20 protein-coding genes are annotated in these 21761 nt (G+C 60.1%); 6 read left to right on the forward strand and 14 right to left on the reverse strand.

The features are described from left to right. Position 1: 1 nt before the first annotated feature. Together rapZ and AC07V4_RS13400 are read left to right on the forward strand one after the other, a co-directional pair. Positions 2-859 (forward strand): RNase adapter RapZ, encoded by an 858-nt coding sequence (rapZ, locus tag AC07V4_RS13395; protein ID WP_431750570.1) that lies wholly within the window; start codon positions 2-4, stop codon positions 857-859. Positions 860-875: 16 nt separating this feature from the next. After that, positions 876-1148 (forward strand): HPr family phosphocarrier protein, encoded by a 273-nt coding sequence (locus AC07V4_RS13400; RefSeq protein WP_049709983.1) that lies wholly within the window; start codon positions 876-878, stop codon positions 1146-1148. A 37-nt stretch (positions 1149-1185) separates the two neighbouring features. On the opposite strand, the gene AC07V4_RS13405 is transcribed toward AC07V4_RS13400, so the two are convergent. The 6 genes from AC07V4_RS13405 to pmbA form a co-directional block, all read right to left on the reverse strand. Next, entirely contained in the window at positions 1186-2079 is an 894-nt protein-coding gene (locus tag AC07V4_RS13405; RefSeq protein WP_492636846.1) for a ZIP family metal transporter, read from the reverse strand. A 34-nt stretch (positions 2080-2113) separates the two neighbouring features. Next, the gene (locus tag AC07V4_RS13410) at positions 2114-2725 is read right to left on the reverse strand and encodes a superoxide dismutase (protein WP_492636845.1); all 612 of its coding nucleotides are present in this window, start codon (positions 2723-2725) and stop codon (positions 2114-2116) included. Position 2726: 1 nt separating this feature from the next. Further along, positions 2727-3155, reverse strand: a complete 429-nt coding sequence (locus tag AC07V4_RS13415; RefSeq protein WP_492636844.1) for a DUF2753 family protein — start codon at positions 3153-3155, stop codon at positions 2727-2729. A 27-nt stretch (positions 3156-3182) separates the two neighbouring features. Beyond that, positions 3183-4559, reverse strand: coding sequence for a class II fumarate hydratase (locus tag AC07V4_RS13420; RefSeq protein WP_492636843.1), 1377 nt, complete (start codon positions 4557-4559; stop codon positions 3183-3185). After that, on the reverse strand, positions 4552-4947 hold the full coding sequence (locus AC07V4_RS13425) for a FagA protein (RefSeq protein WP_431750981.1): 396 nt from the start codon (positions 4945-4947) through the stop codon (positions 4552-4554). Before AC07V4_RS13425 ends, AC07V4_RS13420 begins: the two co-directional genes overlap by 8 nt. Positions 4948-5096: 149 nt before the next feature. After that, positions 5097-6443, reverse strand: coding sequence for a metalloprotease PmbA (gene pmbA / locus AC07V4_RS13430; RefSeq protein ID WP_458291771.1), 1347 nt, complete (start codon positions 6441-6443; stop codon positions 5097-5099). Positions 6444-6551: 108 nt separating this feature from the next. Here pmbA and yjgA point away from each other — a divergent pair, with 108 nt between their 5' ends. Then, complete coding sequence (yjgA, locus tag AC07V4_RS13435) at positions 6552-7073, forward strand: ribosome biogenesis factor YjgA (RefSeq protein WP_176995088.1); 522 nt, start codon at positions 6552-6554, stop codon at positions 7071-7073. 44 nt (positions 7074-7117) lie between these two features. Here yjgA and tldD read toward each other — a convergent pair whose 3' ends face one another. From tldD to mreB, 8 genes are all read right to left on the reverse strand, one after another. Then, the gene (gene tldD, locus AC07V4_RS13440; RefSeq protein WP_492636842.1) at positions 7118-8560 is read right to left on the reverse strand and encodes a metalloprotease TldD; all 1443 of its coding nucleotides are present in this window, start codon (positions 8558-8560) and stop codon (positions 7118-7120) included. Positions 8561-8576: 16 nt separating this feature from the next. After that, on the reverse strand, positions 8577-9425 hold the full coding sequence (locus AC07V4_RS13445) for a carbon-nitrogen hydrolase family protein (RefSeq protein WP_492636841.1): 849 nt from the start codon (positions 9423-9425) through the stop codon (positions 8577-8579). 48 nt (positions 9426-9473) lie between these two features. After that, positions 9474-13289: a YhdP family protein gene (locus AC07V4_RS13450; RefSeq protein ID WP_492636840.1), complete on the reverse strand. Its 3816-nt coding sequence runs from the start codon at positions 13287-13289 to the stop codon at positions 9474-9476. A 76-nt stretch (positions 13290-13365) separates the two neighbouring features. Continuing rightward, complete coding sequence (rng, locus tag AC07V4_RS13455; protein ID WP_010213134.1) at positions 13366-14823, reverse strand: ribonuclease G; 1458 nt, start codon at positions 14821-14823, stop codon at positions 13366-13368. Between the two features lie 70 nt (positions 14824-14893). Then, positions 14894-15490 (reverse strand): Maf family protein, encoded by a 597-nt coding sequence (locus AC07V4_RS13460; protein ID WP_492636839.1) that lies wholly within the window; start codon positions 15488-15490, stop codon positions 14894-14896. A 51-nt stretch (positions 15491-15541) separates the two neighbouring features. Beyond that, positions 15542-16030, reverse strand: coding sequence for a rod shape-determining protein MreD (gene mreD / locus AC07V4_RS13465; protein ID WP_003171788.1), 489 nt, complete (start codon positions 16028-16030; stop codon positions 15542-15544). Further along, on the reverse strand, positions 16030-17127 hold the full coding sequence (mreC, locus tag AC07V4_RS13470) for a rod shape-determining protein MreC (protein ID WP_492636969.1): 1098 nt from the start codon (positions 17125-17127) through the stop codon (positions 16030-16032). The genes mreD and mreC overlap by 1 nt, the downstream gene beginning before the upstream one ends. Before the next feature lie 139 nt (positions 17128-17266). Beyond that, positions 17267-18304 (reverse strand): rod shape-determining protein MreB, encoded by a 1038-nt coding sequence (gene mreB / locus AC07V4_RS13475; protein WP_002555108.1) that lies wholly within the window; start codon positions 18302-18304, stop codon positions 17267-17269. A gap of 210 nt (positions 18305-18514) precedes the next feature. On the opposite strand from mreB, the gene gatC reads away from it, so the two are divergent. From gatC to gatB, 3 genes are read left to right on the forward strand one after another with little or no spacing between them, the layout of a single operon-like run. Further along, complete coding sequence (gene gatC, locus AC07V4_RS13480) at positions 18515-18802, forward strand: Asp-tRNA(Asn)/Glu-tRNA(Gln) amidotransferase subunit GatC (protein ID WP_431750403.1); 288 nt, start codon at positions 18515-18517, stop codon at positions 18800-18802. Positions 18803-18818: 16 nt separating this feature from the next. Then, positions 18819-20270 (forward strand): Asp-tRNA(Asn)/Glu-tRNA(Gln) amidotransferase subunit GatA, encoded by a 1452-nt coding sequence (gene gatA / locus AC07V4_RS13485; protein ID WP_492636838.1) that lies wholly within the window; start codon positions 18819-18821, stop codon positions 20268-20270. 10 nt (positions 20271-20280) lie between these two features. Continuing rightward, positions 20281-21726 (forward strand): Asp-tRNA(Asn)/Glu-tRNA(Gln) amidotransferase subunit GatB, encoded by a 1446-nt coding sequence (gene gatB, locus AC07V4_RS13490; protein ID WP_492636837.1) that lies wholly within the window; start codon positions 20281-20283, stop codon positions 21724-21726. Positions 21727-21761 lie beyond the last annotated feature (35 nt).

A 21761-nucleotide genomic window follows, 5' to 3' on the forward strand; every position in this document is an offset into this window, starting at 1 on the left:
CATGCGTTTGATCATCGTCAGCGGCCGTTCCGGCTCAGGTAAAAGCACTGCCCTCAACGTACTTGAGGACAACGGTTTCTATTGCATCGACAACCTGCCCGCCGGCCTGCTGCCTGAATTAGCGGAACGTGCATTGATCCACACCGAACTGGCGCAGCCGTTGGTGGCCGTATCGATTGATGCGCGTAACCTGCCAAGCCATCTCTCGCGGTTCCCGGAATTGCTGGAGGAAGTGCGGGCCAAGCATATTCATTGCGATGTGTTGTACCTGGATGCCGACGAAGAAACGCTGCTCAAGCGTTTCTCCGAAACCCGTCGACGCCACCCTCTGAGCAGCGCCCATCGCTCCTTGGCCGAAGCCATTGAGGACGAGACCTCGTTGCTGGGGCCGATCATCGACCTGGCCGACCTCAAGATCAATACCACCGACCTTAACCTGTACCAACTGCGCGACGCCATCAAGCTACGCCTGCTGAATCAGCCGGAACCAGGTACGGCATTTCTTGTGGAGTCCTTTGGCTTCAAGCGTGGGATGCCGGTAGATGCGGATCTGGTGTTTGATGTGCGCTGCCTGCCCAACCCATACTGGAAACCAGAGCTGCGTGATCAGTCCGGGCTGGATCAGCCTGTGGCCGAATACCTTGCCGCACAGCCGGATGTGGAAGAGATGTTCCAGGACATTTCCAGCTACCTGCTCAAATGGTTGCCGCGCTTCGCCGCAAGCAATCGGGCCTATGTCACGATTGCCATTGGTTGCACCGGAGGCCACCACCGTTCCGTCTATCTAACCGAACGCCTGGGCCAGGTTTTGCAACAAACCCTCAAGAACGTCCAGGTCCGCCACCGCGACCTTAGCTGAAAGGAACACCCCCGCGATGCCCGCTCTGGAAATTGAAATCATCAACAAGCTGGGCTTGCATGCCCGGGCCTCCGCCAAGTTCGTCGGCGTTGCCGGGCAGTTCCCCTGCCAGATTCGCGCCGGGCGCACCCCCGAGTCCATGGTCGATGGTAAAAGCATCATGGCCATGATGATGCTGGCTGCCGGCAAGGGCACCAAGATTCACTTGAAGACTGAAGGCGAGCAGGAGCAGGAAGCGATGGATGCCTTGGTGAAACTGATCAACAACTTCTTTGATGAGGGTGAGTAAACCCACCCTTCAAGAACGGCGTGAAGCTGCAACGGTTTCACCCCAACGCAGTATCCATGACCATCATCAGGCAAAAACCGATGCACAGCCCCAGGCTGGCAAGCTTTTCGTGGCCATTGCGCCGCGACTCGGGGATCACTTCATGCGTCACCACCAGCAACATTGCCCCGGCGGCCAGCGCCAACCCTAAAGGCAGTAACACTTCAGCAAGACTCACCAACCAGGCACAGAGCACCGCAAATACCGGCTCCACCAAGCCTGACGCAGCTCCGATCAAGAACGCCCTGACCCGCGACATTCCTGCTCCCGCCAGTACGAGTGCAATCACCAGCCCTTCAGGCACGTCCTGCAGAGCTATGCCCATGGCCAGGCTGTCGGCATCCGGCATGCCGCCGCCTGCGGAGACGCCCACCGCCATGCCTTCCGGAATATTGTGGGCAATGATGGCAAATACAAACAGCCAGATGCGCGGCGGGATTACCGGTTTTTCCGGTGTACCCACCAGCGTTTCCGGGCTGGCGCCCGAGACCTTGCGATCAACCAGATACAGCCCGAAAGCACCCAACATGATACCGAAGCTGATCAGCCCACTCGCCCCCCAAGGCGAAAGCCCCAAGCTTTGAGCAGCAGAAATACCAGGCACGATCAACGAAAATGCGGTCGCCGCCAGCATCACTCCTGCACCAAACCCCAGTAGGGAATCACTCAGCGCCACCGGCATCCGCCGAATCACCAGCACCGGCACCGCGCCCAGCGCTGTGCCGAGGGCACAGATCGCCCCGCCCTGCAGGGCTCGTAGGATGCGCGGCTCCAGGTCCAGCCAGACCAGCCCGTGGGCCACCAGTAGTGCCGTACCTGCCAATAGCAGCAGAGAGCCAAACGCATAGCGAAACATTCGCCCGCTGCTGATCGCCAGTATTTCAGTGCCCATAGTCGGCCTTAGATCTTGTTATAGGGAGTGAGTGTCAGGCCAAGGCAGCCTGATAGCGAGCAGCGACTTCCGGCCAGTTGATGACGCTATAGAAGGCATTGATGTATTCCGGACGGCGGTTCTGGTACAGCAGGTAGTAGGCGTGCTCCCAGACATCCAGGCCGAGGATCGGCGTGTTGCCGCTCATCAACGGGCTGTCCTGGTTGCCGCTGCTCTCCACCACCAGGGTCTGTTCCGGTGTGACGCTGAGCCAGGCCCAGCCGCTGCCGAAGCGCGTCAACGCAGCTTTGGTGAAGGCTTCCTTGAAGCGGTCGAAGCCACCCAACTGGTCGTCGATGGCGGTGCCCAGTGCGCCTTCGGGCTTACCACCGCCTTTGGGCGACATCACCGCCCAGAACAACGAGTGATTGGCATGACCGCCCCCCTGATTGATCACCGCTGCGCGCAGTTTCTCCGGCAGTTGCTGCACGCTGGACACCAGCTTCTCGACCGGCCAACCCGCGAACTCGGTACCTTCGACCGCCGCGTTGAGGTTGTTGATATAAGTCTGGTGATGCTTGGTGTAATGAATCTCCATGGTTTGCGCATCGATGTGCGGCTCCAGGGCGTCATACGCGTAAGGCAAGGCAGGCAAGGTGTAAGTCATATCAATGTGCTCCGTATTGAGGCGTGACGGGCTGTGCCGCAGCACCGCCCAGCAAGCGATGGGTGCGTGGGTACTCGCCGTGATCGCTGATGAAATTCAACAGTTCGACATAGGTTTTGCTGCTCTGGCGCAGGGCCGCCTCCCGCAGTTGCGGGCTCAGGCGCGGGTCCTGCATGGTCTGTAAAAGTCGCTGGTGAATAGCGCAGAGGTACTCCGCGCTTTCTTCCGGCTGGTTCAGACGCAAGTGCAGGTCCGCCAGGTTGTGATGGGAAATGACGCAAGCCGCCACTGCTTCGTCGGCATCCGCCCAGCGTTCGAACAGCACTTGGGCCAGGGCCAGGGCCTGCAAATAGGCCTCGCGAGCGTCAACCAACTCGCCGGCCATAAAACAGCGATTGGCCCGTTCGATCGTGCGTTTCCAGTGCTCCATGGTGAGCCTCCAAAGCAGAATCGGTGATTACACGCCGCCGGCCGTGAGCTTTTCTGGGTCCAGCAGGACTTCCAGTTGGCTGCGCGGCAAGTCGGTGTGCTCGAGGGCGACATCAATGACCGGCCGGCCCTGCTGATAGGCCGTCTTGGCAACTTCGGCAGCCTTTTGGTATCCAATGATCGGGTTGAGCGCCGTGACCAGGATCGGGTTGCGAGATAGCGCTTCCTTGAGCTTGGCTTCATTGACCTTGAAGCTGGCAATGGCCTTGTCCGCCAGCAAACGGCTGGAATTGGCCAGCAATTCGAGGCTGCTGAGCAGATTCTGCGCGATGATCGGCAGCATCACGTTCAGCTCGAAGTTGCCCGACTGGCCGGCAACGGTGATGACGGTGTCATTGCCGATGACCTGCGCCGCCACCATCGCGGTGGCCTCGGGGATAACCGGGTTGACCTTGCCGGGCATGATCGACGAACCAGGCTGCAGGCCCTCCAATTCGATTTCGCCAAGACCGGCGAGCGGGCCGGAGTTCATCCAGCGCAAGTCGTTGGCAATCTTCATCAGCGACACGGCAGTGGCTTTCAACTGGCCGGAGACAGCGACGGCCGTGTCCTGGGAACCGATCAAGGCGAAGAGGTTCTTGCCCGACGTGAATTTCACGCCCGTCAGGCTGCTCAGTTGCTGGCTGAACCGCACCGCGAACTCCGGATGCGCGTTGATCCCGGTGCCGACCGCCGTACCGCCCTGGGCCAACGCCTGCAAACTCGGCAGAAGGTCCTGTAAATGCCCGATATTGGCCTTGAGCTGCTGTGCCCAGCCGTTGAGCACCTGGCTCATGCGCACGGGCATGGCGTCCATCAGGTGGGTACGGCCGGTCTTGATGAAGGGGTGGACTTCTTCAGCCTTCTGCTCGATCACCTGGACCAGATGCAGCAGGGCCGGCAGCGTTTGCTCATGCAGCACCAGCGCGGCGCTGACGTGAATGGTGGTCGGAATGATGTCGTTGCTGCTTTGGCCGCAATTCACGTGGTCGTTGGGGTTGACCGCCTCGCCCAGCAAGCGGCTGGCAAGAGTCGCAATCACTTCATTGGCGTTCATATTGGAACTGGTGCCGGAGCCGGTCTGGAAAATATCCACCGGGAAGTGCTGCATGAAGTCGCCTTCGAGCAAGCCTTGGGCAGCGTCGACGATGGCTTTGCCCTGTGCTTCGCTGATTTGCTTGAGGTCGACATTGACCTTGGCGGCAGCGGTCTTGGCCAGAATCAGGGCACGAATGAATTGCGCCGGCATGCGCTGGTTGCTGATCGGGAAGTTGTTCACTGCGCGCTGGGTTTGTGCGCCATACAGGGCCTCGGCAGGTACTTGCAGTTCGCCCATGCTATCGCGTTCGCTACGGGTGTTACTCATCGTTAGATCCTTGCACCAGGTCAGAAACAGAAAGGGAGGGCAGCAATTCGCATGTCGCCAATTGCCAGGCAAAGGTCTGCCAGCGCTTGAGGCGGCAGGCACAGCGGGAGAGTTTTTCCAGATCGCGCAACGGGCGCCATGCCTGGTCCAGGCACAGGGAGCGCCAGTGCCAGGGCAACGCAATGTCGCTGGCAGTGTCGAGCAACAACCGGAATGAGGTCTCAGCAATCGTCCACGGATGGGTTGCGGTGCAACACGCCAGGTATCGACCTTCGTTGAGGTAATGTTCGATCAGGCGAGGTTCGTTGGGGTCGAGGCCGCAGCGAATCTGACGGCTCATCCAGCGCCAGCTTTCCAGGTACGGATCCTCATGCAGGACAGAACTCATGATCCACACTCACTCGGTAATGATATTTATTATTAAATGATATTGAGAATCAAAACAATAGCAGTGAATTAATCCACCTTTCACGCAGCCACAAAAAAAGGCGCGCCATTTTCAGAATGGCGCGCCTTTTTTTGCGAAGCGTTACAGGATCAACTGCCGGCGACGGTCATCCGTTCGATCAGCACCGAACCCGTGCGAATGTTGCTGCGCAGCTCAAGATCGTTACCCACTGCAACGATTTGCTTGAACATGTCGCGCATATTGCCGGCGATGGTCACTTCCTGGACGGCGAACTGAATTTCACCGTTTTCCACCCAGAAACCCGCCGCGCCCCGAGAGTAGTCGCCAGTCACCATGTTCAAACCATGGCCCATCAACTCGGTCACCAACAGGCCCCGGCCCATGCGACGCAGCAATGCAGCCTGGTCTTCATCACCGTGAGTGACGAACAGGTTGTGCACACCACCGGAGTTGGCCGTGCTTGGCAAACCCAGCTTGCGACCGGCGTATGTGCCTAACACGTAGGACACCAATTCACCTTTCTCGACGAAAGGCTTGGCATAGGTCGCCAAGCCATCACCGTCGAACGCCGAGCTGCCCATGGCACGCATCAGGTGTGGGCGCTCATCGATAGTCAGCCACTCAGGGAACAGCTTCTGGCCGATTGCACCCTCAAGAAACGAAGATTTGCGGTACAGGTTGCCGCCGGAGATCGCCCCCAGGAAACTGCCGAACAAACCACCGGCCAGTTCCGCCGAAAACAGCACCGGCACTTCACAGGTCGGAACCGGGCGCGCGCCCAAACGGCTGGCGGCTCGTTGTGCGGCGCGCTGGCCGATGCTGACCGGGTCGGCCAGCAGCTCACCCTGACGATTCACGTCATACCAATAATCACGCTGCATCTGGCCATTGGCTTCGGCGATCATCACACAGCTCAAACTATGGCGAGTGGATGCATATCCACCGATAAAACCATGGCTGTTGCCGTAAACGCGGCAGCCCTGGTGAGTACTCAAGGTAGTGCCATCGGCGTTCTTGATGCGGGCATCAGCGTCGAAAGCAGCCGCTTCGCATTTGAGTGCCTGCTCAATCGCCTGCTCAGGGGTGATGTCCCAGGCGTGGAACAGATCAAAATCCTTCAAGTCCTTGGCCATCAATGCCTTGTCGGCCAGGCCCGAGCTTTCGTCTTCGGAAGTGTGCTTGGCAATGGCCAACGCGGCAGCGACCGTCTCGCGAATCGCTTCGGGGCCGCTGGCCGACGTGCTGGCCGAGCCTTTGCGCTGCCCCACGTACAAGGTGATACCAAACCCCTGGTCGCGGTTGAACTCAACGGTTTCCACTTCCCGCTGACGCACTGACGTAGACAGCCCCTGCTCCAGCGACACCGCCACTTCACAGGCGCTGGCCCCCTGGCGCTTGGCCTCGGCAAGGATCTGCTCGACTTGTTCCTGCAGTGCCGGTAACGCTTGCGGACCGACGCTTTGGGCTGCACTCATGGTTTTCTCCACTCAAATTCTGCTTTCGGTTAAGGCCATCGAGCGACCGGGCCGGACAAGCGGCCCCCGACTGGTTATCATGGCGGCGTTTCTTTGCGGACTGCCACCATGGTTGATTCTTACGACGACTCCCTCGATGGGGAGAAAAGCAAATCCCAGGTCAAACGCGAGCTGCATGCTCTGGTTGACCTCGGCGAGCGCCTTACAACGCTCAAGAAGGATTTGATTGCAAAACTGCCACTGACCGACGAAATGCGCCGGGCCCTGGCCGATGCACCCAAGCACACCGCGAATATCGCGCGTAAACGGCACATCGCGTTTATCGGCAGGCTGATGCGTGATCAGGACACTGACGCCATCCTCGCCTTGCTCGATCAAACCGATGCCTCCACCCGCCAGTACAACGAACGCTTCCACAACCTGGAACGTTGGCGTGACCGCCTGATCGCGGGCGATGACGCCGTGCTGGAGAAATTCGTGGCGGAGTACCCAGACGCGGATCGCCAACAACTGCGCTCCCTGATCCGTCAGGCTCAACACGAACTGGCGCATAACAAGGCGCCGGCCACCAGCCGTAAAATCTTCAAGTACATCCGTGAGCTGGACGAGACTCAACGCGGCCTGCGCTGATCCTCTTCCCCGGGTGGCGGCCTTCGCCACCCGAAGCTCCCGGCTTACGACCCCGTACCCCCTACGGTAATCGCATCAATTTTCAGCGTTGGTTGGCCGACACCCACCGGCACCGACTGCCCATCCTTCCCGCATGTGCCTACACCACTGTCCAACGACAGGTCGTTACCGACCATCGACACCTTGCTCATGGCTTCCGGCCCATTGCCGATCAGCGTCGCTCCTTTGACCGGCGCGGTAATCTTGCCGTCTTCGATCAAATACGCCTCACTGGTGGAGAACACGAACTTGCCGCTGGTGATATCCACCTGGCCGCCGCCGAGGTTGGCGCAGTAGATCCCGCGTTTCACCGATGCGATGATTTCCGCCGGGTCGCTTTCGCCACCGAGCATGTAGGTGTTGGTCATGCGTGGCATCGGCAGGTGCGCGTAAGACTCGCGACGACCGTTACCGGTCCGGGCCACCCCCATCAAGCGGGCATTGAGCTTGTCCTGCATGTAGCCCTTGAGCACGCCGTTTTCGATCAGCGTGGTGCACTCGGTCGGCGTACCTTCGTCGTCGACGCTCAGCGAGCCACGACGGCCAGCCAGGGTGCCATCATCGACAATGGTGCACAGCTTGGACGCAACCATCTCGCCCATGCGCCCGCTGTAGGCTGAACTGCCCTTACGGTTGAAGTCACCTTCCAAGCCATGGCCCACGGCTTCGTGCAGCAGCACCCCAGACCAGCCCGAGCCCAGCACCACAGGTAAAGTACCCGCCGGCGCCGGAATGGCCTCCAGGTTGACCAGCGCCTGGCGCAGCGCTTCACGGGCATAACCCATGGCGCGGTCGTCAGCCAGGAAGTAACGGTAGTCGGTACGCCCGCCGCCGCCGTGGCCACCGCGCTCGCGGCGGCCATTCTGCTCAACGATCACGCTGACATTGAAACGCACCAACGGCCGTACATCCGCCGCCAGGCTGCCATCGGTGGATGCTACCAGGATGCGTTCCCATACACCGGCCATGCTTACGGTCACCTGCTGAATGCGCGGGTCCAGGGCACGGGTGGCCGCGTCGACACGCTTGAGCAGCTCAACCTTTTCCGCACGGCTGATCACTTCGAGTGGATTATCCGGGGCGTACAACTGGGCCACATCCTGAGTGCTGAACGCCTGTACCGTGCCATTCTGGCCAGCACGCGAGATCGAACGCGCCGCGCGGGCCGCCAGGCCCAAGGCTTCCAGGGTGATGGCATTGCTGTAGGCGAAACCGGTCTTCTCACCCGATTGCGCCCGCACGCCTACGCCCTGGTCAAGATTGAAGCTGCCTTCCTTGACGATGCCGTCTTCAAGGGCCCAGGACTCGGAAATCTGCCCCTGGAAATACAGGTCGGCGGCGTCGATGCCCGGTCCGGCCAGATCGCCCAGCACGGTCTGCAAGCTTTCGATGGTCACGCCACCGGGTGCCAGGAGGTGTTCACTGACTGAGGACAACAACTCGCTCATAGATTTGGCCTTAAATTCATCGTTCCGAAGCAGGCCGCTGTGCGCCCTGCGAGAAAAAGCGCCGATGGTTGACCACCGGCATGCGCGCCCGTATCGACGCCTGTTCACTGCTATCGCGTTCGGCCAACAACACCGCTTCGCCTTGATCCTGTTGTGTCAGCACACGCCCCCACGGGTCGACAATCGCCGCATGGCCAAAGGTTTCCCGCGGCCCTGGATGCACGCCGCCTTGAGCAGCCGCCAGCACGTAGCACTGGGTCTCGATGGCCCGCGCGCGAATCAACACGTCCCAATGCGCGGCCCCCGTCACCGCTGTAAAGGCCGAGGGGGCAGTAATCAGCTCTGCGCCCGCTGCACGCAACTCGCTGTACAGCTCGGGGAAACGCAGGTCATAACACACGGTCAAGCCCAGCCGCCCCACCGGCGTATCCGCCACCACCACCTTGCCACCGAAAGCATAGTCGTCGGATTCCCGATAACGACCACGGGCATCGGCGACATCGACATCGAACAAATGCAGCTTGTCGTAACGGGCAATGATCTCGCCCTGATCATCGATCAACAGCGAGCAGGCGTTGGATTTTGCATTCGGCTGGCCCTCGGGCGGCAGCGGCAAAGTGCCGGCCACTATCCATAAGGTGAGGTCGCGGGCGGCCTGTTTCAACCAGGGCAGGATCGGGCCTTCACCAAGAGCCTCGGCGCGACCGATATCGGCCACATCACGGCGCCCCATGGCGGCAAAATTCTCCGGCAACACGGCAAGCTTCGCACCGCCAGCCGCCGCTTGTTCCAGCAAACGTCGGGCCTGAGCCAGGTTGGCAAGCACATCGCTCTGGCTGACCATTTGAATTACCGCAAAAGACATGGGCCCACACTCCGTGATTGGCATAGGGCCATGCTACTCCACAGCTTCTCAGTTTGGCTTTTCAAATGGCTTGTCGAAGGTGATTTTCGGGTCTTTCCAAGGCCCTTCCACTTTGTATTGCACACTGGCGAAGCGCGAAACCCGATCACCGATCAATTTGTCGATCAGGAACAACGCACCACCAATCGCTGGCGCACCGACAATCAGCGCCGCGATGGGCAGGTTGTTGGTCACCGGTAACGTCACCAGCAGCTTGGCATCGACTCGATCAGCCACCAGGTCCAGGGTGCCGTTAAGTTCCAGATTGGTCGACGGACCGGTCATGGTAATGGGCTCACGGGTCACGAACACACCGTTACTGGCGGCCAGCAAGCCTTTGACTCGGTCATAGCTCAACCCCTTGCCGAGCAGGTCAGAGAAATCCAGACGCAAACGACGGCCAATGGAGTTGAAGTTCAAGAGGCCGAACACCCGCAATGCCTGGGCGCCACCCTCCACTTCCACAAACTGGCCTTTACGGAACGCCGCGTCCAGGCTGCCGGAGAAACGCTTCGGCCCGACCCACGCCGGCGAACCCGGCCAACGGCCGTCCACATCCAGATGGAAGTCCTCGCTGGTCACCGTCGGCGCAAACCCCCAGCCTTTCAGCACATCGGCGATATTCTTGCCATCCAGGCGACCTTTGTACCAACTGCTACTGGCCCCTGGCGCACCTTCCCAACCGCCTGCGCCCTTGAGCAGCATGCCCTTGAGGCCCAGATCCAGGTCGGTAAATGCCAGGCCCTTGGCGGTCGACCGAATCTTCAACGACCAGGCCCCCACCAGGTCCGGCCCCTGGAACAGCTTGTCGATGGCGATATCCAGCGCCGGAATGTCTTTGGGATCAATATCGGCCAACGGGTCAGGCGCGTTTTCATCCGCCTGCACCGTCGGGTCCACTGCCGGAAGTTTTACGTACTGCAGGTTGATCGCAATCGGTACAGCCTTGGCGTCCGGCAGGTTCACCGAGCCTTTGGCTTGCTGGCTGTCGATCTGCAAGCCCCAGGCGGCGGGCTTGCGATCAAGCTGCAGGTTGACCTGATCCAACTGGGTACCGAAGCCCGTCAACTTGCCCACCTTGAAATCGGCACCACTGAGCAGTTGCTTGGCACTGCCGCCAGGATCGTTACCCGCGTACCGGTTAACCAGTTTTTTCCACGGGTCCACGTCCAGCTCCGACAGTACACCGCGAATGCGCAGCCCCTTGGTTGTCGGCAACAAAGCATTGCCATCGCCGAGGAACAACTCGCCGCGTCCGTCATTGAACTTGTCCGGTGGCGCTGCGAAGGTGAAACTCGCCAGCTCGCCGTAAGTGAACCAATAACGGCGCTCGGCACCTTGCAAGGTCATACGGAGGACACTGTCACGCCCTTGGCTCGCGGGCATGCCAAAGGGCGCAGGCAGATCCACCGCAACGCCCTTCATGTTGGAGCTGACCATCAGCTGGCTATCTGCGCCGTCCAGGGTCAGTTGCAACTGGTACGGGATATCGCCGGAAACCGGCAGAGGCTGGCTGATCTTCAACCAGTCGGTCAGACGCTTCACCGTGACCTGGCCCTTGGCGGTCACACGGGTGCTGATACTGCCCGGCTTGCCGTCGGCGACAATCTGCGCGGTGATGGGGCGATCAAACGCCTGCGCCGCGATGTTCTGCCCGCTCAAGCCCTTGGCACTGTCGAAACGGAAGTCGCCTTTGAGCTGGGTCAGGTCCAGGGGCGGCTCCGACAATTGCAGGCGGGCCTTGTCGGTCTTGAAGTTCACCACGATCTTGGGATCGGTGCCCTTGGCCAGCGGCACGTCCAGGTCCAGATCACCTTGCAGATCACCCTCGCCTTTCCAGCCGGCGAACGTCGAGGCAGTCCCTATCGGCGCTTCCTGAAGGATTTTCAGGCCGTCCCCCAAGCCACCGGCAAACCCACCGGTCAGCAGCAGATGGCTGTCTTGCCCGGCCAGTGCGTGGGGAATATTGACGTAGACATCCTTGACCTTGGTATCGAGCAATTGCCCCTTGCTGGCCAGGATGCGCACACCGCTTTCTTCGACGAACACTTCACCGTTGACCTTGCTCACATGAGGCCAACCCGGCTGGAACGCCAGCTCGGCGTCATGCACCTTGAAGAACAGGCTGATATTGCGCGAAGCCGGCAGTGCGTCGTGATTCAGCGAGCCTTGGTACTGGAAAAAGCCTTGGTCAACCGCCCCCTTGAGGATCGCTGTGCGCAACCACTCATCCAACGACGGGCTTAGTACGGCCGGTAGATATTTGGAGGTGAAACGCCCATCGCCATCGACCATGCCGACGCGCAGGTCCATGTAGTCTTCCTGGCTGTGGTCGAAATGCAGACGGATCAGGAAGTCGGCGGCGACCTTGCCTTCCTCGCCCAGCACCTTGATGTAAGGCGCGATCAGGGTGAAACCTTCTTTATCCAGCTTCCAGGTCAGCCGTGCATTAGCCTGGATGTACTGCCAGGGCTTGGCGAAGATCGGGAACAGATGCAGGGAAAAATCCTTGCTGTCCATACGCAACTCGCCATGGCCCAGGTCACCACTGATGCTGCCGGATACGTTACGCGCAGCCGGCGCACCGAAATACGCATCAAAGCCAATTCGCTCCAAGTTGGCGGCAAAGCTGACTTTCTGGTCGGTGGTATCCTGTGGCCGGAAGTCCACCAGCACATTGTGCAGTACGCCCGTCGCCTTCAGATGCTCCAGGGTCTTGGCAAAGCCTTCCGGCAACGGCGCCAAGGCGTTCAGCAAGGGTGTGATGGGGGTCAAGTCGAGGCGATCGGCCTGAAGCTTCCAGACTTCCTGCTCCTTGTCGGTAGCCAGGGTTTGCTGCAGCTGCAGGTGTGATTCCCAGCGGGCATCACCCAGGTTCATCGCGAGCGAATCAAACAGCACCTTGAGGCCGCCCTCACTGCGTTGCAGGTAAGCGGTCAGGGCCAGATTCTCGATATGCACGGACTTGCGATCGGCGTAGCTGCCCTTCACTTGCGGTGAATTAAGGCGCACTGCTGCGCTTTGGACAGTGCCTTTGGCCCAAGTCAGCCAGAACTCACCGCCGGCCTTGAACTGCGTGAGCTTCCATTGTTGGGTCAGCTTCGCGGGAATCCATTTGGCCCAATCGCTCTGGGGCAAGCTGAGGTAGGCTTCAACCTCGGCATCTCGCCATTGGCTGGCACGAATGCGGCTGCGCAGACTGACGGCAAGCGGCTGGCCATCAGGCAGCGTCAAGCGTGCGTCCAAACGCTGCCGAGTCATCCCGGCGTGCAGGCTCAAGCCCACATACGTCACGGTCAACGGCGCTTGATCGAAGGGCTGCAGGGTGACCTGGCTATCCAACAGCGATACGCGCTTGACCATTTGCATGCGCGTCAACAACTGCTCCGGGTCCAGCGGCTGGTCATTCTGCACCGGCAGACCTTGCAGCGCCCAATGACCGTCCTTGTCTTCCTTGACGCTCAATTGCAGGCCGCTGACTTCCAGATGGGCGATGCGCACTTCACGAGCTATCAGGCTGGCCCAGATATCGGGCACCACTTCGACCTGGTCCAGGCGCAGCGCACTACTGCCCTCACCAACCATCACGTCGTGGGCCAGCAATACCGGGGCGAAACCACTCCAGCGACCTTCGAGGCTGCCGATGTGCAGGGGCATATCAACCGCAGCCTGGGCCTTGGCCTCGACTTCCGCACGGTATTCAGCCACCAACGGCGTCAGTTCACGGCCCAGGCTCACGTACACCGCGGCCAATACCAACAGCAACGCACACAGGCCCAACCCCCAACGGGTCAAAGCGGCAAAAAAGCGTATCAGACGCTCCATGTCAGGCGACCCTCAAGGCAGTTAGCAGACGGCAGATCTTGGCCTGCACGTCTCATGGAAAGAAAGCGAATGGGGATCAGAGCAGCACCACGTCGTATTGTTCCTGGGAATACATGGTTTCGACTTGAAAACGAATAGTGCGCCCGATAAAGCCTTCCAATTCCGCGACGTTGCCGGACTCCTCATCCAGCAATCGATCGACCACTTTCTGGTTGGCAAGCACTCTATAACCTTCGGCCTGGTAGGCTCGCGCCTCCCGTAGGATTTCCCTGAAAATCTCGTAGCAAACCGTTTCCGGCGTCTTCAACTTACCGCGCCCCTGGCAACTACTGCAGGGTTCGCACAGCACTTGCTCAAGGCTTTCACGAGTGCGCTTGCGAGTCATCTGTACCAGGCCGAGCTCGGTGATACCGATGATGTTGGTCTTGGCGTGATCGCGTTCCAGCTGCTTCTCCAGCGTACGCAGCACCTGGCGCTGGTGCTCTTCGTCTTCCATGTCGATGAAGTCGATGATGATGATGCCACCGAGGTTACGCAGGCGCAGTTGGCGGGCAATCGCCGTGGCGGCTTCGAGGTTGGTCTTGAAGATGGTTTCTTCAAGGTTGCGGTGCCCCACAAACGCACCGGTGTTGACATCGATGGTGGTCATGGCTTCCGCCGGGTCCACCACAAGATAGCCACCGGACTTGAGCGGCACCTTGCGCTCTAGGGCCTTCTGGATCTCGTCTTCGACACCATACAGGTCGAAGATCGGGCGTTCGCCAGGGTAGTGTTCCAGGCGATCAGCAATTTCCGGCATCAGTTCGGCAACAAATTGCGTCGTGCGCTGGAAGGTTTCCCGCGAGTCGATGCGAATTTTCTCGATCTTCGGGCTGACCAAGTCGCGCAGGGTCCGCAGCGCCAGGCCCAGGTCTTCGTAGATGACGCTTGGCGCCCCGATGGTCTTGATCTGGGCGCCAATCTGGTCCCACAGCCGCCGCAGGTAGCGGATATCCATCAGGATCTCATCGGCCCCGGCCCCCTCGGCGGCCGTGCGCAGGATGAAACCACCCGCTTCCTTGATGCCCTCGGCCGCCACACAGTCGCTGACAACCTTTTTCAGGCGTTCACGCTCGGCTTCGTCTTCAATTTTCAGGGAAATGCCGACATGGGCTGTGCGTGGCATGTACACCAGATAGCGCGACGGTATCGACAGCTGGGTGGTCAGGCGTGCGCCTTTGGAGCCGATGGGGTCCTTGGTGACTTGTACCACCAGGCTCTGCCCTTCATGCACCAAGGCGCTGATGCTTTCCACCGCCGGGCCTTCGCGCAGGGAGATTTCCGAAGCATGGATGAAAGCGGCACGATCCAGGCCGATGTCGACGAAAGCCGCCTGCATCCCCGGCAATACGCGCACCACCTTGCCTTTATAGATATTGCCGACGATCCCACGTTTCTGGGTACGCTCGACGTGCACTTCTTGCAGAACACCGTTTTCTACCACCGCCACGCGCGATTCCATCGGCGTGATATTGATCAGAATCTCTTCACTCATGGCTGGGTCTCGTTCAGGCGTTTTCACAATAGTGACCAATCGCTTAAGGCTGGGCGCTGGAGTCAAGCGGTCAGCGCGCGGTAAGGTTTTGCCAACAGGGTATGCCGAATTGGCCCAGCAGTTGCGCGGTTTCACACACCGGCAGCCCGACCACGGCTGAGTAACTGCCATTGAGCCCGGCGACAAACACCGAGCCCAGCCCTTGGATAGCATAGCCGCCCGCCTTGTCCCAAGGTTCTCCACTGTGCCAGTAGGTTGTAGCCTCCTCGACAGAAACCTCGCGAAAACGTACACGACTGCTTACACATCGGGTTTCGCAGCGCTCGCCGTCAGTGAGTGCAATGGCAGTCAGCACCTCATGTTCTCGACCGGAAAGTGCCAACAACATCGCCAAGGCGTCGGCTTGGTCCACGGGTTTGCCGAGGATCTGCCCATCAACGATAACGGCCGTGTCGGCACCCAATACGCAAGTGCCCGAGTTTTTTTCAAGCGCAGCAAAACCCGCTGTCGCCTTGCCACGCGCAAGGCGCTCGACGTAGGCAACAGCAGATTCATTTGTAAGAGGAGTTTCATCAATAGCGGCGCTGACCACGGTGAAAGGCACGCCGATCTGAGTCAGCAGTTCACGTCGTCTCGGGGAGCCCGAGGCCAGATAAAGCGAATTCATTCCAGACTCTCCCTGTAGGGTTCGATAACCAGGCAGAGCCTCGCAATCCATTCAATTGATTTTGTAGCGACGACGTAACCCACGCAGGCCGAAACTGATCCATGGCCACAACAGCGCACTGACCAGGGCCGGCAATACCAACGCCAGGGTCGGTTGACGATTGCCGGTCAAGGCGCTGAGCCATAGCTGTACCAACTGCGCCAGGCCAAAGATCACCAGAATCACCAGGCACTGCTGCCACATCGGAAACATGCGCAACCGCTGCTGCAGCGACAGCACCAGGAAGGTAATCAAGGTGAGGATCAACGCGTTCTGACCGAGCAAGGTGCCATAGAGCACATCTTCCGCCAAGCCCAGAAACATCGCGGTGACCATGCCCACTTTGTGCGGCAGGTTCAGCGACCAGAAGGCCAGCAACAACGCCAGCCACAGCGGGCGCAGGATCTCCATGAATTGCGGCAGCGGCGAAACGCTGAGCAGCAAGCCGATGGCAAACGTCAGCCAGACGATCCAGCCGTTGCGCGAATGAGTACCGGCCATTATTCCTCCCTCTGCCGCGTGGATGCCGGAGGCTTGGCCGCAGGCGTCGCAGCCGGTGGTTTCGTCGCTGCCGGTTTAGCTGGGCGCGCACTGTGGGCTGCCGGCTTGGCCGGGGTTGCTACCGGCGCTGCCGGAGCTGCTGGAGCTACCGCCGGTGCTGGCGGCCCCACGAATGCAGGCTTGGGCACCGTGGCCGGAATGATCGGCGCAGTACCGTTTTGCTTGTCCTCCGCCTCCTGGGCCTGGGCGGCGTCGTTGGCACGCTCTTCCGGGGTACGGTTGTCACTGAAGACCAGCAGCAGGTAACGGCTTCGGTTCAGGGCAGCGGTCGGCACGGCACGGACAACGGCGAACGGCTGGCCGGAATCGTGGATCACTTCCTTGACCGTCGCCACCGGGTAACCGGCCGGGAACCGCTGGCCGAGACCGGAGCTGACCAGCAGGTCGCCTTCCTTGATGTCGGCAGTGTCGGCCACGTGCCGCAACTCCAGGCGCTCAGGGTTACCGGTGCCGCTGGCAATTGCGCGCAAACCGTTGCGGTTCACCTGCACCGGGATGCTGTGAGTAGTGTCCGTCAGCAATAATACCCGCGAGGTGTAGGGCATCAGTTCGACCACCTGGCCCATCAGGCCACGGGCATCGAGCACCGGCTGACCGAGGACCACGCCGTCACGCTCACCCTTGTTGATGATGATGCGATGAGTAAACGGGTTGGGGTCCATACCGATCAACTCGGCCACTTCGACCTTTTCGTTGACCAACGCGGAAGAGTTGAGCAACTCGCGCAGCCGAACGTTCTGCTCGGTCAGGGCCGCGAGTTTTTGCATGCGGCCCTGCAGCAGCAGGTTTTCAGTCTTGAGTTTTTCGTTCTCGGCGACCAGCTCGGTGCGGCTGCCGAATTGGCTGGCCACGCCCTGGTAGAGACGTTGCGGCAGGTCGGTGATCCAGTAAGTCTGCATCAACACCAGCGACATCTGGCTACGCACAGGCTTGAGCAGTGCAAAGCGGGCATCGACCACCATCAGCGCGACCGAAAGCACGACCAGCACCAATAAGCGCACGCCCAATGAGGGGCCTTTGGCGAAAAGCGGTTTAATAAGCCGCTCCTCCCAGGCTAATGTTCTCTTTATTCATACGGCATCTAACCGGCCTGGATGCAGATTGAAGAAGATAAACGCCAACAGGCAGCACTGCAAAGTGCTGCCTGCCGACGAAGCATGAACCGTCCAGGCGATCTTATTCGCTGGAGAGCAGGTCCATGGTGTGTTTATCCATCATTTCCAGTGCACGACCACCGCCGCGAGCAACGCAGGTCAGCGGGTCTTCGGCGACGATCACCGGCAGACCCGTCTCTTGGGCCAGCAACTTGTCGAGGTCACGCAGCAAGGCGCCACCACCGGTCAGTACCAGGCCGCGCTCGGCGATATCGGAAGCCAGCTCCGGCGGCGACTGCTCCAAGGCACTCTTCACAGCCTGAACGATAGTGGCCAGGGACTCTTGCAGAGCTTCCAGCACTTCGTTGGAGTTCAGGGTAAAGGCACGTGGAACGCCTTCGGCCAGGTTGCGACCACGAACATCGACTTCGCGAACTTCGCCGCCTGGGTAAGCGGTGCCGATTTCCTGTTTGATGCGCTCGGCGGTGGATTCGCCGATCAGGCTGCCGTAGTTACGACGCACATAAGTGATGATCGCTTCGTCGAAACGGTCGCCGCCTACGCGTACGGATTCGGCATACACCACACCGTTCAGGGAAATCAGGGCGATCTCAGTGGTACCACCACCGATATCCACCACCATCGAACCGCGTGCTTCCTCAACCGGCAGGCCGGCGCCGATAGCGGCAGCCATAGGCTCTTCGATCAGGAACACTTCGCGGGCACCGGCACCAAGGGCCGACTCACGGATGGCACGGCGCTCAACCTGGGTGGACTTGCAAGGAACGCAAATCAGCACGCGAGGGCTGGGCTGCAGGAAACTGTTTTCGTGAACCTTGTTGATGAAGTACTGCAGCATCTTCTCGCAGACACTGAAGTCGGCGATCACGCCGTCTTTCATCGGACGAATGGCAGCAATATTGCCTGGTGTACGGCCGAGCATACGCTTGGCCTCGGTGCCGACGGCAACGACACTTTTCTGATTACCATGGGTCCGAATAGCCACAACCGATGGCTCATTCAGGACGATACCGCGCTCGCGCACGTAAATAAGGGTGTTGGCAGTGCCCAGGTCAATGGAAAGATCGCTGGAAAACATGCCACGCAGTTTCTTGAACATGGGAAAGGGACCCTAGGCAACGCGTGGGTAAAAAAGTGCGGCAAACTCTAACAACGACAGGGATTTTGGGCAAGGCGCCAATGTGCTAAATTGGCCGACTTTCTGTGCACCAACCCCCACAATCGCGGCCATATGACCGTAGAAATGCGGTAGTGTTCCGACAATCTAACACACGGACGCCCTCCGTTCTGTTTTCCACTGGAGAATCCCATGGCGCTTGAACGCTCCGACGTGGAAAAAATCGCTCATCTGGCCTCGCTTGGCTTGAATGAAGGCGATCTTCCACAGACCACCGCAGCCCTGAACAGCATTCTCGGGCTGGTCGACCAAATGCAGGCCGTGAATACCGACGGTATCGAGCCTCTGGCTCATCCGTTGGAAGCCAGCCAGCGCCTGCGCGCAGACGTCGTGACCGAGCGCAATAATCGCGAGGCCTACCAGTCCATCGCGCCAGCGGTCGAAAACGGCCTGTACCTGGTTCCGAAAGTCATCGACTAAAGGGAAAGAGCCTTTCATGCATCACATGACTCTGGCCGAGATCGCCCGCGGTCTCGCCGACAAAAAGTTTTCTTCCGAAGAACTGACCAAGAACCTGCTGGCGCGTATCGCCGAGCACGATCCGAAGGTCAACAGCTTCATCAGCCTCACCGAGGAACTGGCCCTGAGCCAGGCCAAGGCCGCCGACGCACGTCGCGCCAACGGTGAAAATGGCGCATTGCTGGGCGCACCTATCGCTCACAAGGATTTGTTCTGCACCCAGGGCATTCGCACCAGCTGCGGCTCGAAGATGCTCGACAACTTCAAGGCGCCCTACGACGCCACTGTGGTATCCAAGCTGGCCGCCGCCGGGGCCGTGACCCTGGGCAAGACCAACATGGACGAATTCGCCATGGGTTCGGCCAACGAGTCGAGCTACTACGGCGCGGTGAAAAACCCGTGGAACCTGGAACACGTGCCGGGCGGTTCGTCCGGTGGCTCGGCTGCCGCCGTTGCCGCACGCTTCCTGCCGGCCGCCACCGCCACCGACACTGGCGGTTCGATCCGTCAGCCTGCCGCGTTCACCAACCTGACGGGCCTGAAGCCGACCTACGGTCGCGTTTCCCGCTGGGGCATGATCGCCTACGCGTCCAGCCTCGATCAGGGCGGCCCTTTGGCCCGCACCGCCGAAGACTGCGCGATTTTGTTACAAGGCATGGCAGGCTTCGATAAACAGGACTCCACCAGCATCGACGAGCCGGTGCCGGACTACAGCGCCAGCCTGAACACCTCGATCAAGGGCCTGCGCATCGGCGTGCCGAAGGAGTACTTCAGCGCCGGTCTCGACCCACGCATTGCTGAACTGGTCCACAACAGTGTCAAGGAGCTGGAAAAGCTCGGCGCTGTGATCAAGGAAATCAGCCTGCCGAACAACCAGCACGCGATTCCGGCGTACTACGTAATCGCACCGGCGGAGGCTTCCTCCAACCTGTCGCGTTTCGACGGCGTACGTTTCGGCTACCGCTGCGAAAACCCGAAAGACCTGACCGACCTGTACAAACGTTCCCGCGGCGAAGGCTTCGGCGTCGAAGTACAACGCCGGATCATGGTCGGTGCCTACGCCCTGTCGGCCGGTTACTACGATGCGTACTACCTCAAGGCGCAAAAGATCCGTCGCCTGATCAAGAACGACTTCATGGCTGCCTTTAATGAAGTCGATGTGATCCTCGGCCCAACCACGCCGAACCCGGCCTGGAAGATCGGCGCCAAGACCGGCGACCCGATCGCCGAGTATCTGGAAGACCTCTACACCATCACCGCCAACCTCGCGGGGCTGCCGGGCTTGTCCATGCCAGCAGGTTTCGTCGATGGCCTGCCGGTGGGCGTGCAATTGCTCGCTCCGTATTTCCAGGAAGGCCGCCTGCTAAATGTGGCGCACCAGTACCAGTTGAACACCGACTGGCACACTCGCACCCCTACCGGCTTCTGAGGAGAACACTATGCAATGGGAAGTTGTGATCGGGCTGGAGATTCATACCCAGCTCGCCACCCAATCGAAGATTTTCTCCGGTAGCGCCACCACGTTCGGCTCCGAGCCCAACACCCAGGCCAGCCTGGTCGACCTGGGCATGCCTGGCGTGCTGCCGGTGCTGAACCAGGAAGCGGTGCGCATGGCGGTGATGTTCGGCCTGGCGATTGACGCCGAGATCGGCCAGCACAACGTGTTCGCGCGCAAGAACTACTTCTACCCGGATCTGCCCAAGGGCTACCAGATCAGCCAGATGGAATTGCCGATCGTCGGCAAGGGCCACTTGGACATCCCTCTGGAAGACGGCACCATCAAGCGCGTAGGCGTCACTCGCGCCCACTTGGAAGAAGACGCCGGCAAAAGCCTGCACGAAGAATTCCCGGGCGCCACTGGCATCGACCTGAACCGCGCCGGCACGCCGCTGCTGGAGATCGTGTCCGAGCCGGACATGCGCAGCGCCAAGGAAGCCGTGGCCTACGTCAAGACCATTCACGCATTGGTACGCTACCTGGGCATCTGCGACGGCAACATGGCCGAAGGCTCGCTGCGTTGCGACTGCAACGTGTCGATCCGCCCCAAAGGCCAGGTCGAGTTCGGCACTCGCTGCGAGATCAAGAACGTCAACTCGTTCCGCTTCATCGAAAAGGCGATCAACAGCGAAGTGCGTCGCCAGATCGAGCTGATCGAAGACGGTGGCAAGGTCATCCAGCAAACCCGCCTGTACGACCCGAACAAAGACGAAACCCGCGCCATGCGCAGCAAAGAGGAAGCCAACGACTACCGTTACTTCCCCGACCCGGACCTGTTGCCGGTGGTGCTTGAGGACTCGTTCCTCAATGAAATCCGCGCCACCCTGCCGGAACTGCCGCAGCAGAAACGCGAGCGCTTCCAGGAGCAGTTCGGCCTGTCGGTCTATGATGCCAGCGTCTTGGCTTCCAGCCGTGAACAAGCCAACTACTTCGAAAAAGTCGTGAGCATCGCCGGTGACGCCAAGCTGGCGGCCAACTGGGTGATGGTCGAGCTGGGTAGCCTGTTGAACAAACAGGGCCTGGAAATCGACGAAGCCCCGGTTACCGCCGAGCAACTGGGCGGCATGCTGCTGCGCATCAAGGACAACACCATCTCCGGCAAGATCGCCAAGACCGTGTTTGAAGCCATGGCCGCAGGCGAAGGCAGCGCCGACGAAATCATCGAGAAGCGCGGCCTCAAGCAAGTCACCGACAGCGGCGCTATTTCGGCCGTTCTCGATGAAATGCTCGCGGCCAACGCCGAGCAGGTCGAGCAGTACCGTGCGGCGGACGAAGCCAAGCGCGGCAAAATGTTCGGCTTCTTTGTCGGCCAGGCGATGAAAGCGTCCAAAGGCAAGGCCAACCCGCAACAGGTGAACGAACTGCTCAAGAGCAAGCTCGAAGGCTGATAGCGGTGAAGAGACCGAGTGAGCTCGGTCTACTG

Source organism: Pseudomonas sp. GW821-FHT03A09, assembly GCF_059421065.1.